This window comes from Trichloromonas sp., assembly GCF_041583255.1.
Lineage (GTDB): Bacteria > Desulfobacterota > Desulfuromonadia > Desulfuromonadales > Trichloromonadaceae > Trichloromonas.
In genome coordinates, this window is the sequence record NZ_JBFHGD010000096.1 from 1 (window position 1) to 12403 (window position 12403).

The 12403-nt window shown below is 60.3% G+C and carries 10 protein-coding genes; 3 read left to right on the forward strand and 7 right to left on the reverse strand.

Features of this window, described 5'->3' with window-relative positions; genetic code table 11:
• From ABYV89_RS09270 to ABYV89_RS09285, 4 genes are all read right to left on the reverse strand, one after another.
• Window positions 1-1412, reverse strand: a 1412-nt coding sequence (locus ABYV89_RS09270) for a DUF2779 domain-containing protein (protein ID WP_432822670.1), incomplete at its 3' end; no start/stop codon positions are given.
• A gap of 44 nt (window positions 1413-1456) precedes the next feature.
• Window positions 1457-2320 carry an aminotransferase class IV gene (locus ABYV89_RS09275; RefSeq protein WP_432822671.1) on the reverse strand — a complete coding sequence of 288 codons (864 nt, stop codon included), beginning with the start codon at window positions 2318-2320 and terminating at the stop codon, window positions 1457-1459.
• Window positions 2321-2565: 245 nt separating this feature from the next.
• The gene (locus ABYV89_RS09280; protein ID WP_432822672.1) at window positions 2566-4827 is read right to left on the reverse strand and encodes an anion permease; all 2262 of its coding nucleotides are present in this window, start codon (window positions 4825-4827) and stop codon (window positions 2566-2568) included.
• A 526-nt stretch (window positions 4828-5353) separates the two neighbouring features.
• The gene (locus tag ABYV89_RS09285) at window positions 5354-5497 is read right to left on the reverse strand and encodes a hypothetical protein (RefSeq protein WP_432822673.1); all 144 of its coding nucleotides are present in this window, start codon (window positions 5495-5497) and stop codon (window positions 5354-5356) included.
• Between the two features lie 319 nt (window positions 5498-5816).
• On the opposite strand from ABYV89_RS09285, the gene plsY reads away from it, so the two are divergent.
• Both plsY and mltG read left to right on the forward strand, forming a co-directional pair.
• Window positions 5817-6404 (forward strand): glycerol-3-phosphate 1-O-acyltransferase PlsY, encoded by a 588-nt coding sequence (plsY, locus tag ABYV89_RS09290; RefSeq protein ID WP_432822674.1) that lies wholly within the window; start codon window positions 5817-5819, stop codon window positions 6402-6404.
• A 34-nt stretch (window positions 6405-6438) separates the two neighbouring features.
• The gene (mltG, locus tag ABYV89_RS09295) at window positions 6439-7440 is read left to right on the forward strand and encodes an endolytic transglycosylase MltG (protein WP_432822675.1); all 1002 of its coding nucleotides are present in this window, start codon (window positions 6439-6441) and stop codon (window positions 7438-7440) included.
• 42 nt (window positions 7441-7482) lie between these two features.
• Here mltG and ABYV89_RS09300 read toward each other — a convergent pair whose 3' ends face one another.
• The 3 genes from ABYV89_RS09300 to ABYV89_RS09310 all read right to left on the reverse strand — a co-directional run bounded on the left by ABYV89_RS09300 (window position 7483) and on the right by ABYV89_RS09310 (window position 11432).
• Window positions 7483-8451: a TAXI family TRAP transporter solute-binding subunit gene (locus ABYV89_RS09300; RefSeq protein WP_432822676.1), complete on the reverse strand. Its 969-nt coding sequence runs from the start codon at window positions 8449-8451 to the stop codon at window positions 7483-7485.
• A gap of 236 nt (window positions 8452-8687) precedes the next feature.
• Window positions 8688-10835: an L-lactate dehydrogenase (quinone) large subunit LdhH gene (gene ldhH / locus ABYV89_RS09305; RefSeq protein WP_432822677.1), complete on the reverse strand. Its 2148-nt coding sequence runs from the start codon at window positions 10833-10835 to the stop codon at window positions 8688-8690.
• Window positions 10836-10868: 33 nt separating this feature from the next.
• Complete coding sequence (locus ABYV89_RS09310) at window positions 10869-11432, reverse strand: LutC/YkgG family protein (protein WP_432822678.1); 564 nt, start codon at window positions 11430-11432, stop codon at window positions 10869-10871.
• A gap of 346 nt (window positions 11433-11778) precedes the next feature.
• On the opposite strand from ABYV89_RS09310, the gene ABYV89_RS09315 reads away from it, so the two are divergent.
• Window positions 11779-12403 (forward strand): L-lactate permease (locus ABYV89_RS09315; RefSeq protein ID WP_432822679.1); only part of this gene is annotated, 625 nt, incomplete at its 3' end.

Consider the following 12403-nt stretch of genomic DNA (forward strand, 5'->3'; position numbering starts at 1 on the left):
AGCAGGTCCCGCCGAATTTCCGCCAAACGCGCCGGATCCTCCGTGGTACACATTTCACGATAGGCCAGCCTCGCCATCTGTCCATCGGCTACGCCCAGTCCCTGGTACGACAGGTCGGGCGCCAACGCCGGCAGCACCGCCTTGATCGAGTAGGAGCCGCGCATCGGCCAGCGATAGAGATGGCGTTTTTTAAAGGGCAGCATCAGGTCGCGAACATTGTCGACCCGTTGCAGCAACGCGTCGGCCAGATCGGGGAAGAGTTCAGCCAGCTCCCGCAACACCGATTTTTCGAAGGCCATGTTGTAGGTGAGCACACAGGCCCCCGCGGGAATCTCGCGGAGCAGTTTCTCGGCCAGCTCTCGGCGCGGGTCGATATGCGGCTCGGCCAGGTACTCGAAATGCTCCGGCTCGGCCCCCTCACACTGTTGGATATGCAGCGAATACTGGAAAGGGATTTTCTGGTAAGGGCGGGTACCGTCGAAAGGGGGAATCGGGGTGTCGAAGGTTTCGAAATCGAGATGACACAGGGGATACCAGAGGGTATCGAGAAAATCGCGGATGGCCGCGACATCGGTGACATCCCTGCGCTCCAGGGTCGCCTCGGCTTGAAATCTTTGGGCGTCGTTAAGCTCATCGCAGTCCAGATCCGCCAGCCGCACCTTTCCCTCGCGGTAGCAGGCGAACTTGTCGAGCCCCTTGCCGCGCAGATCAAAAATGGAATCTTCCGGAACATGCCGCCAGCAGTAAGGGATGAAGTCGCACTCGTAAGGATTGACACACCAGGGTCCGATGTCGATAGCCGGCTCGCCATCCTCCCGCAGGGTGTCGCGCAGCTGCTCAACCAGCTCGGGCATCGCCGCCTGGCGGGCGAGCACCTCGGCGGTGATATCCTCGCCGTGAAAGAGCCGGCCGACCTCGATATCCCCCTGGCGCACGTAGCTGTTGTCGATATGGACCAGAAAGGAGCGGGAGATATCGAGCCCGCAGCCGGTGAGCACGTAATGCTGCACGGCGACGTCGTCGAAATTGACCTCTTTGACCGAGGTGCCCATCTTCACCTCGTAGATCCGCCAGGACCTGAGGTCGCGCACCAGCAGGTCGACCTTGACGAAGATGCCGCCGCGGGAGAAGGAGGCCTCGTAGATGACGTCAGCGCCTCGTTCGATCAGTTGCTTGGTGCGGGCCAGCTGGACGGGAAAGGGAAGCCCCTCGAAAGGCACCTCGGTACCACCGGGAAAGAGCTGCTGGGCGAGAATACCGACCTCGGTGCCGGCAGCGAATTTGGCCTCAAGCTCGGGCCGGGGGGGCAGTTCGAAATCGGGCGGGTTCTTGCTCAGCCAGAGCGCCTTGCGGCACTGTATCCCCTTGAGAATAAGCGATTTGCTCAGGCCGGTGCTTTTTCGCTTGGGCATGCTCCCCCTGTTTTAATGCAGCAACGATCCAAGGCGCAAGACCCTCAGGCCAGCTTCCCCATGTCCCGGTGCAGTTCTGTGCGCAGCCCCTTCGCGATGGGACCGACCAGCCCCTGGTTGATGGTGAAATCATCCACCCTGACCACCGGCATCACTTCCAGCGAAGTGGAGGTGATGAAGACCTCGTCGGCAAATTTCAGATCCTGCAGCTTGAACTCACCGGTGATGACGCGCAGGTTCATCTTCTCTTCGCAGAGCCGCATGATGGTCGAACGGGTGACCCCCTCCAACAGCCCGGTAGACGCATCGGGGGTAAAAACCCACCGGTCTTTGGTCCAGAAGATATTCGATGAAGCCCCCTCGCAGATCTGGTCCTTGTTGTTCAGCATGATCACCTCGAAGGCCCCCGCGGCCCGGGCTTCGAGTTTACCAAGGAGGCTGTTGAGGTTGCTGATCGACTTGATTTTCGGGCTGATCGCTTCGGGCGCGTTTCTGCGGGTCTGGGCCAGGTTCAGGTTGATCCCGCCAGTGTAGTCGGCGCTATCGAATCCCTGAAACTCCTTGCCGACCACCAGGCAGGTCAGGTCGTTGTCCATACCGCGCTGAAAGCCGATCTGCCCCTTGCCCCGCGTCACTGTGACCCGGTAATAGGCGTCGTTCAACTGATTTTTCTGGCGCAGCTCAAGCAGGATCTTTTCCAGCTCCTGTTCGGTGAAGGCGATCGGGTAGCAGAGGGCTTCAGCCGATTGCAGCAGCCGCTTGAAATGCTGGGGAAACTGGTACAGCCGATCGCCGATCGAACGAAAGCTTTCAAAGATGCCGTCACCATACAAAAACCCCTGGTCGAAAACCGAAATCTTCGCCTCGTCGCTCTTGACGAATTCTCCATTCAAAAACACGTAACTCATTGCTTGCCCCCGTTGCGGAGAGGTCACGGCACAATGATTCATGAGCCGTTTAAAACATATGCTTATTCATTACGACAACAGAGTTTATCGTAAATCTGTAACGTGAGAAAGCAGAAAGGGGTGACGGGAACAACACCGTACTGGAGGCGGCGCCTGGGTATTAACAGAATCGGGACAAAAAAACGCCTCCGGAGCTTACGGGACCGGAGGCGCTTTTTTGTTGCACGGTAAGGCTAAAAATACGATCAGGAATTGCTATCCAGCGACTTCTCGAAGGCTCCGAAGGAAAGTTCAAAGATTTCGAGCAGCTCCAAATTCTGCTTCGAGAGCATCATCGCATTGCCGATGATGCCGAAGTAGAGGATGCTCAAACGGGTCTTGGAGGAGTTATCCGCAATCCGCGTAACCTGCCTGTCATTGAGCTCGGCGATGAGCGCCCGCAACTGGGCGTCTTTTTCCCGCAGGCGATCGAGGTTGGCGGTCTGCTTGCGGCTGAAGGTCTCTTCGACCTCGAGCAGGATATCGTTCAACTGCAGGCGCACCTGCTCCAGTTCTTCGATCTGCACCGGCAGCAGCCCCTTGTGGTGGTTGCCGATGTGGGTATAGGCGCGCAACACGATATCCCGGTAGCCGTCGGTGATTTTCTGCAGACGGCGGATGGTCTGGGCGTACTTGTTCGATACCGCCAGCCCCTTCTGGTCGAGCAGTCGCATCGCCTTGAAAACGTTGGCGCTGATGATATTCGACCACTGCTGAATCTTGCTGAGCCGTTTGCGCTCGACTCCCAGGCGATCGAAATTCTGCTTGAAGAGAGCATCGAGGGCCGTATCGAGCGAGGTGCGGATGTCCTTCAGCAGAAAGCTCATGTGCTCGAAGGTCGTCTCGACGCTCTTGCGGGGGTCCTCGACCGATTTGAGGTTGAACACTTTCTCTTTCCTGGTCTCTTCGGCCATGGCCCGGTGTTTGCGGTGGGCGTTCCAGATCATCGCGCCGGCGAGAGCCACCAAGAAGATGACTCCAAAACCCTGGCCGTAGAAGATCACAGCGGCGAACAGACCGGCGAAGGTAAAGGCGATGACCGCGGTCATGAACCAGCCGCCGATGACGGTCAGCACGCCGGTGACGCGGTAAACGGCGCTTTCGCGCCCCCAGGCCCGGTCGGCGAAGGAGCTGCCCATGGCGACCATGAAGGTGACGTAGGTGGTCGACAGGGGAAGCTTGTGGGAGGTGGCGTAGGAGACCACGGCGCTGGCCACCATCAGGTTGACCGAGGCGCGTAGCAGGTCGAAGGTAGGTTTGCGGCCATTAACCAGCACCGTCTGGGCGGTGCTGGGGTCGAGGCGATGACCGACCCAGGTCCGCAGGCTTTGCGGGACGACCATCCGGACCGTGTCCGTCATATGCAGCACCAGGCGCACGATGGCCCGGGAGAGGAAGATCGACTCGAAGCGCTCGTTCCCCTCTTCCTGCTGGCTGAGGCTGAGCTCGGTCTCGGTCACCGTCCGGGCTTTTTTCGACAGCCACAGGGTCGCGACCATGATGGCCCCGGCCAACAGCAGCAGGCCGGTTTCCGTCGGCACCTTGTCGCTGAGCGCCCCCATGGTGACCGAAAGCGGGTTATCCGTCGCCATGGCGGCCTTGAAGGCGTGCAGGCCGGCCAGCGGCACGCCGATGAAGTTGACCAGGTCGTTGGCGGAAAAGGCCATCGCCAGGGCAAAGGTGCCGATCAGCACGATCGGCTTGAGGATGTTGAATTTCATCAGCTGCAGGATCTGCAGGAAAACGGCGGAAACGACGAAAATGATAGCCAGCAGCAACAGGGTGTTGGAATTGATCCAGGCGACATTCTGCTTCGACATGAAGGACGCGCCCTTGGCCCCCTTGACCAGGATGAAATAGGTGATCGACGACAGGGCCACGCCGCCCCACAGGGCGCCGTAGCGCGCGATCCGTTTCTGGTAGTCGAAGGTGAAGAGCAGGCGGGTGAAAAACTGAACCAGGGCGCCGCAGACAAAGGAGATCGCCACCGAGAGCAGAATCCCCATGATGATGGTGATCGCCTTGGCCGTGTTGATATACTCGACGATGGTCACCAGGCCGTCGCCGGCCTGCATGATCTTGAGCAGCGAGACGGCGACAGCGGCACCGAGCAGCTCGAAGACGACCGAAACGGTGGTCGATGTGGGCAGCCCGTAGGTGTTGAAGAGGTCGAGCAGGATCACGTCGGTGATCATGACCGCCAAAAAGATGGTCAAAAGCTCGGGCATGGTGAAGAACTGGGGATGGAAGATCCCTTTGCGGGCCACCTCCATCATGCCGCTCGAAAAGGTCACCCCGGCCATGATCCCCAGGCTGGCGATGACCATGATGGTCGTTCTCGGCGCCACCCGCGAACCGATCGACGAGTTGAGAAAATTGACCGCGTCATTGCTCACCCCGACCATGATGTCGAAGATTGCGATCAGGCCGAGGATGCCGACCCCGATAAGGAGAAGTTCAGTACTCATGGTGCGCTGTTATCCTTTTCGACTCTGTTTTGACTTCATCCGGCCGGCCGCACGTTCTCTAAACATAACAATATGTGCCGGAAAGAAAAGTTGCTGGTTGCATTTTCGGGCCCGTGCCATGCCAATTCGGAATCATCCGAAACCCACTTCCGCAAAAAACCGGGCAGCCACGAGGGTCTGTCCGGCCGGGTTTGTTTTTCTTCACCGAATAAAATCGACGCAGGCTCTGACTGTTGCAGAAACGCTTACCTGTATAGAGGAGAATTGTTAGGTTTGTGTTAGCGGCAGATTAAATAAAAGTTCGATGGCACTAGCATGTCAGAACGACTCGATGTTGATGGTTATTCCCCCAGCGAAATCTGGGGCCAGCCCCGACATAAGCAGCTGCTCCCCTGTGATTCTCCCCTGCAGCAGCGCCGGTCCGTGCGGGCCTGCATATTGTTGTCGACGACGGGAGCACCGGTGTTGGTGGTCAGTTACTTATCCTTTGCCATTGCACTACTCAGCTTTTCCATTTAGAGACACATTACCTAGGCCAGTCTTGCGGATTATGAGTAGGCTTTTTCTCCTGTTCCATGACCCGGATAAACGTCGTGCGCTTGAGTGTGGAACGCTTGAGGCGGATCAGAACATCGTTGAAGCCCGGCTTAAGATCGGTTTCAACCCGCATACCCCCTCCTGCCTACCATCTGGACGCGGGTCGCAGAGGCAGATAAATGATGTACTCCTGCAGATTATTGCGATGTGGCCAACCGTCACGCCGAGGAAGCGATCAACGAGCTATTCCCCGATAAAGGGCCGCCACCGCCAGCTTGCTTTTCCGGGTCTTTCATGCTAGTTGTAGGCGCCTGATGCGGTTTGTCCGAAACCGGTGTCCGCTGCGCATCTGCCGTCTTCGGCGCAGGCAGGAGCCCTGCCTGAACGCCCCTGCCGCAATTGCATACCGGCGGCATAGGCAGTTTTTTACGTTTAGCCAGGAGAGTATCGCTGTGACCTTCATCGTACTGACCGTACTGGCCTACCTGATCGGGGCGATCCCCTGCGGCGTGGTCCTTACCCGCCTGTGCGGCAAGGAAGACATCCGCCAGGCCGGCAGCGGCAACATCGGCGCCACCAACGTCTACCGGGTAGCCGGCCGCGGCCTCGGCATCGCCACCCTGGTCGGCGACGCCCTCAAGGGGGTGATTCCGACCCTGGTCGCCAGCAACCTGGATTCCTTCTCCATCACCCAGGTCGCCATCGTCGCCGCCGCCACGTTCCTCGGCCACCTCTACCCGGTCTACCTCGGCTTCAAGGGGGGCAAGGGGGTGGCCACCGCCCTCGGCATCTTTATCGTGCTGTCACCGAAATCGGTGCTGCTCGCCCTGCTGGTCTTCATCGCCCTGCTGTGGAAATGGCGCTACATCTCCCTCGGCTCGATCAGTGCCGCCGCCGTCATCCCCTTTCTGGCATTCTATTTCGAAGGGTCCTTTCCGCTCTTTCTGGCCGCCCTGTTCATTGCCGGGATGGTCATCGTCCGTCATCGCGCCAACATCGAACGCCTGAGAAACGGCACTGAAAACAAGTTCAAGGCATGACCCTGACCGCATCGAGCCCCCCCCGGAGCCTGCCATGGTTCGTCGCAAGCTGCTGATCATCCTCATCCTGACCGCCGTGGGCCTGGCCCTGGCGATCCCGGCGCTGCGCTTTGCCTGGTTCATCACGCAACCGATCGCCCCCTCCTCGCCGCAGGTCGTCCGCATCGCTTCCGGCACCTCCCTTGCCGAAATCGCCCATGCCCTGGAAAACCAGGGGATCGTTGCCGATGCCGGCCAACTGAAGCTGCTGGCGCGCTGGCGCGGTTCCGCCGGCAAGATCAAGGCCGGCCAATATGCCTTCGACCAGTCCGCCTCCCCCGACGCCGTACTGGCACGGCTGGTAGCCGGCGACGTGATCCGCTACCGCTTCACCGTGCCGGAGGGGCTGACCCTGCACGAAATCGCCGGCCGGCTCGCTGCCGAGGGACGCGGCAGTGCGACCACATTTCTCGCCAAAGCCAAGGATCCCGCCTTCTGCCAGCAGTCGGGGATCGCTGCGCCGACCCTGGAAGGCTACCTGTTCCCCGAAACCTACCTGATGACCGGCGACATGACCGAGGAGATGCTGATCCAGGCCATGGTCCGTGAATTCAAGCGCCGGCTGACGCCGGAAATCGAAGCCGCGGCGAAACAGCACGCCCTGGATCGGCATCAGCTGGTGACCCTCGCCTCGATTGTCCAGAAAGAAGCCGGCAGCAGCGCCGAGATGCCGCTGATCGCCTCGGTCTTTCACAATCGCCTGAAGAAGGGCATGCCGCTGCAGGCCGACCCGACGGTGATCTACGGTATCGAGAACTTCGACGGCAACCTGACCCGCACCCACCTGAAGACGGCCACCCCCTACAACACTTACCAGATGCGCGGCCTGCCGGCCGGCCCCATCGCCAACCCGGGCGAGGAGGCCCTGCGCGCGGTCGCCTTTCCCGCCGTCAGCGAGTACATCTTCTTCGTCTCCAAAGGCGACGGCACCCACGCCTTTTCCAAAACCCTCGCCGAACACAACGCCCTGGTGCGCAAGTACCAGCTGCGGCGCTGAAGCGATTGTCGCCGGAAAAGGGCCGACCTCAGGCCGCCCTGTTCACCTTGACTCCGTCCAGAAACGCTCGGCTCCGGCATGAAGGCCGATGCGAACCCCCTCCAACCCCTTCCCCAGGGACATATCGCCCGCTTCAGGGCGGCGGACGTGCATTCTCTTTAAACTCCTGTCATTGAAAATCTGCCCCAGGACACGGTAAATGAGAGACTCATCGACCCGGGAATGGGCCACCAGCAGCACAGCGTCCTGAAAGGTGTCGACCGCAAGCACCTGCCCGTTGTAAGTTCCGGCGGGAATGGTGGCTTCCGCATAAAACGGAAACGCCTGGAAAAATCCGCTCGCTCGCGCCGGCTCCAGCAGTTCGATATGGCGCAGCGCAGTACCGAGGCTGAGATTGTTCAGATATTCATTGGGATAACCCGACAGCAGCCAGACCGCCTCCACATCCCCCCGGATCAACTCCTCCATGGCCATGGCAAAACCGACATGGATCGGTATGATGTCCTGCCAGATCCCCAGGCTCGAGAAAAAACGCTTTGCCGAAAGGGCCGTTCCCGACCTGGAGCCGCCAATGGCTACCCGCTTTCCCCTCAGGTCGTAGGGACTCCCGATACGGCTCCAGTTCAGCACCACCAGCTGCGCGGCGCCTCCGTAGACCCTGGCCAGGGCGGTGACGTTTCCAAGGGGTTGGCCGTTTTCTTCCAGCCCGAACTTTTCAGCCAGATAGGCATCTCCGGAATAAACCAAACCGAGGTCCAGCCGTCCCTGGCTCACCTTGATCAGGTTGGCCTCCGACCCCCCGGAAGAGCGCACCGAAACGGTAGTTCCAGCAATCGACTCGTTGATGATGCCGGCCAATTCCTCCGCCACCCCCTGAAACGACCCGCCTCTCGGCCCTCCGCCAAGCAGCAGAGTGTCCGCCCGGTTTTCGCATCCCCCCGATACGATCAAGACAAATAGAAGGAGTAACCAGGCGGAAATTTTTCCATACTGCTGCGTGTCTCGTCTCATCGCCCCACCGATAGGCCCGGGAGCAGCGCACTCCCTTTTAAGGATTTGTCAATTTTACAGCATAAAACGGCCCCTACCACCGGTTACTTATCATTATTAAACATTGGGAAAGCGCCTATTTGCCGCAGCGCTTGCAACGAACTTTCGTGCCCATGGGCTCCTTGCCGAACTCCGATTCAGAAAAAAAGCCCCGGCGGGAACCGGGGCTAAGGGGAGGATGAGCGTGCGGCGGGAATTCAGTCGAGGGTTTCGGCCAGCAGCTCGATAGTGTGGGCGGCGCGGATCGCCGTTCCCTGCTTTTCGAGACCGCCGCGGATCTGCATCAGGCAGCCGGGACAGTCCATGGCCACGCAGGTGGCGCCGCTCTTGCGGATGTCGCCCAGCTTGTCGGCCAGGATATTCCTGGCGATGTCGGGATGGCTGGCGAAGGAGTAGGATCCGCCGAAGCCGCAGCAGCGGTCGGCATGCTCCATCTCTACCAGGTCGCGCCCCGAAGTGGCCAGCAGGTTGCGCGGCTCCCGCCAGACACCGGCTCCCCGCTTGAGGTGGCAGGAATCGTGGTAGGTAACCTTCTCCGGCGAAGCCAGCCCCTTGAACATCTCCGCCGCCCCGAGCACCTGGTCGATGAAGCGGGAAACATCGACGGTGATCGCAGCCAGGCGGGCGGCTTTTTCGGCCCAACCCGGATGGTCGCGCAGGTGTTCGACGAAATCGCGCTGCAGGGCCATGGTGCAGGTCGGGCAGGTGGTGAGAACGTAGTCAGGATTCCCTTCCAGCAGCGCCTCGATGTTCTGCTCGGCCAGTTCGACGGCGGTCTGCCGGTCTCCAGAGTAGAGGGCGGGAACCCCGCAGCAGCTCTGTTTTTCCGGATAACTGACCAGCACGCCGAGGCGGTTCATGACCTTGACCAGGTCGCGCCCCAGCTCGGGATAGAGGAAATCGTTGGCGCAGCCGCCGAACAGGGCCACCTTGAACCGGGGTTTTTCGACCCGCTGGGGGATGCTCTTCCACTGGTCGCGCAACGGCTTGTCGGCGATCGCCGGCAGGGTGCGCCACTCGGTAAGCGAGGAAAAAAACATCGGCAGGTGGCGGATCGTCCGCTCCCCGTGGGTGACCGGCTTCTGCAGCATGGCGCCGGCCCGCAGCAGCGAGTGGAACAGCTTGCGGTTGCGCATGACCTTGCGAAACACCAGCGACTTGGCGGCGCCGATTCCTTCTTCGTCGCCAAGGACCTCGCGCAGGTGCAGGATGATGCTCTCCAGATCGATGTTTCCCGGGCAGACCGCCACGCAGGCGCGGCAGCCGATGCAGGCCCGCACCAGCTCGGCGGCGTTGTCGAGGCCGTGGAAGAAGGCGGTGAGGATGATGCCGATGGCGCCGATGTAGATATGACCGAAGACGTGGCCGCCGACGGCCTGGTAAACCGGGCAGACGTTGGCGCAGGCACCGCAGCGGATGCAGCGCAGGGCGTCGCGGCATTCGGGGGACTGGGCCAGGGCGTTGCGGCCGTTGTCGAGCAGCACGATGTGCAGTTCCTTGTCGCCGTCGCCGCAGGGAACCGCGCCGCGAATCCAGGTGACATACGAGGTCTGCAGCTGGCCGGTGGCGTTTTTCGGCAGCACGCGGACGACCAGTTCGGCATCTTCCAGGGTCGGCACCAGCTTGTCGATGCCGACCAGGGCAACGTGGATCTTCGGCAGGGTGCTGGTCAGCCGGGCGTTCCCCTCATTGGTGACCAGGGCGATGCCGCCGGTTTCGGCCACGGCGATGTTGGCACCGGTGATCCCCATGTCGGCATCGAGATAGCCCTGCCGCAGCTGCTCCCTAGCCACCCGCACCAGGTGTTCGATTTCGGCCGGCTCCGTCTGGCCGGTCTGCTTGCTGAACAGCTCGGCGACCTCTTCCTTGAACATGTGGATGGCCGGCATCACCATGTGGCTCGGCCGCTGCCCGGCCAGCTGGATGATCCATTCGCCGAGGTCGGTCTCCAGGGCCTTGATCCCATCGGCCTCAAGAGCCTTGTTGAGGTGAGTCTCCTCGCTGGCCATGCTCTTGCTTTTGACCGCCAGCTTCACTCCGCGGGCCTTGGCCAGCTCGGCGATGTAGTGATTGGCGTCGTCGGCCGTGCGGGCGACATACACAGTGGCCCCGGCAGCTTCGGCGTTGCGGATGAATTCAGCCCGATATTTTTCGCGGTTGTCCCGCACCCGGTCCTTCATCGTCCCGATTTCCTGCCGCAAGGCCTCGAAGTCGAGTCCGGTGAAGGCTTTTTCCCGTGACAGCAGGTAGGCGTCACCGAAGCGGTGCAGGGCTTCCTGCAGGCGGGGGGTGGCCAGAGCCTGATCGATGCGCACTTTATACTGGCGAGTCCGTTCTTTAGTCATGACAAGACCTCTTCTGTTTTTCGGCGGCCATTCTTACATCTCCATCGGATCGGAAGACAACCCCGGCACCAGCAGGATATGCAGCTCGACGGGACCATGAACACCGATGGTCAACACCCGCTCGATGTCGGCGGTGCGGCTCGGCCCGGTGATGTAGGCGATGTAGTTGCGCGGATCGCGCTGGTGCAGTGCCCGCAGCACGGGAACCGCCTCGCGGCCGGCGGCCAGGATTTTCTCCGGATCGAGCAGCACGAAATGGCGTTCGGGCAAAGTGCTGGCGAGGCGGATGTCTTCGGCGGTACTCTCCAGCACCAGGGTGCCGGTATCGGCCAGGGCGAAGTTGGCTCCCGTCAGACCGGCGGACGCCAGCGGCGCCATGGCCCGAAAATTGTCCGTTACCGTTTCCACACCGGCCTGCTCCAGCAGATGCGCGATATTCAGACGCTTGGCACTGGAGAACTCGGGAAAAAGAAGGGCTCCGGCCACGTTATCAGCCAGATAAGTCACGGCCGCAGAAACGTTTTCGAGCGTCGTCACCCTGGCGCCGACGTTGGCGGCCGCCTCACTGAACGATTGAATGAGTTGGGCATCAGCCATAAAATCATCTCCTGATGAGTTCCTTAAAGTGGTCTTACCACTGACTAAAATCCTAGCGGCAAACCCTTCTCCTGTCAAGAACCAAAAACAACGTTTCTTCCACCATTTCCAAAATTCTTAAACTTTCTGGGTGCTTTACAGAAAAAGAGCGCCCTCCTACCGATCGCTCCGGTGGCACTCACCGCACGAAACACAAACACCTTTTGTTTTTTTGTTGACAGGCAAAGGCCCTTCCGTATACCTTTTGGTCAGACCAATTACCAGAAAATTGACCTTACCACTAATGTCGGCCCGAATCGTTTCATCAGGCACTGCCAGCGATTAACAGCAACAGGAAGGAATTCCAATGGCTACAGCACTCTCCCTATTTCCCATTGTCCTGCTCATCTACCTGATGACCAAGAAGAACAACCTCCCCTCGTTCAAGGCACTTCCTCTTGTTGCCCTCATACTATACCTGATCAAGCTGGTCTTTTTCGACATCGACGCCAACCTGGCCAACGCGACCGTGCTCAACGGGCTACTGACCGCCTGGACCCCGATCCTGATTGTGTGGGGAGCGATCTTCCTCTTCAAGACCATGGAGTACACCGGGGCGATGGATACCATCCGCAGCTGGCTTAACGGGGTGACCACCAACAAAGTTGCCCAGCTGATGATCATCGGCTGGGCCTTCGCCTTTCTCATCGAGGGGGCCAGCGGTTTCGGCACCCCGGCGGCGATCGCCGCGCCGATCCTGGTCGGCCTCGGTTTTCCGGCGGTGCGGGTTGCCATCCTCTGCCTGATCATGAACAGCGTCCCGGTCTCTTTCGGCGCCGTCGGTACCCCGACCTGGTTCGGCCTCGGCCAACTGGGACTGAGTTCTCAGGAGCTGATGGCCATCGGCATCAAGACCGCTGTCATTCATAGCGTCGCCGCCCTGGTGATCCCGGTAATCGCCCTGATTTTCGCCCTCTCCCTCGCGGAAGTCC

Excerpts from the sequence above, each read along its gene's own strand:
- ABYV89_RS09280 (WP_432822672.1), bottom strand. The coding sequence starts at position 4,827 with ATGAGTACTGAACTTCTCCTTATCGGGGTCGGCATCCTCGGCCTGATC.
- ABYV89_RS09285 (WP_432822673.1), bottom strand. The coding sequence starts at position 5,497 with ATGCGGGTTGAAACCGATCTTAAGCCGGGCTTCAACGATGTTCTGATC.
- ABYV89_RS09310 (WP_432822678.1), bottom strand. The coding sequence starts at position 11,432 with ATGGCTGATGCCCAACTCATTCAATCGTTCAGTGAGGCGGCCGCCAAC.
- ABYV89_RS09300 (WP_432822676.1), bottom strand. The coding sequence starts at position 8,451 with ATGAGACGAGACACGCAGCAGTATGGAAAAATTTCCGCCTGGTTACTC.
- ldhH (WP_432822677.1), bottom strand. The coding sequence starts at position 10,835 with ATGACTAAAGAACGGACTCGCCAGTATAAAGTGCGCATCGATCAGGCT.
- ABYV89_RS09275 (WP_432822671.1), bottom strand. The coding sequence starts at position 2,320 with ATGAGTTACGTGTTTTTGAATGGAGAATTCGTCAAGAGCGACGAGGCG.
- mltG (WP_432822675.1), top strand. The coding sequence starts at position 6,439 with ATGGTTCGTCGCAAGCTGCTGATCATCCTCATCCTGACCGCCGTGGGC.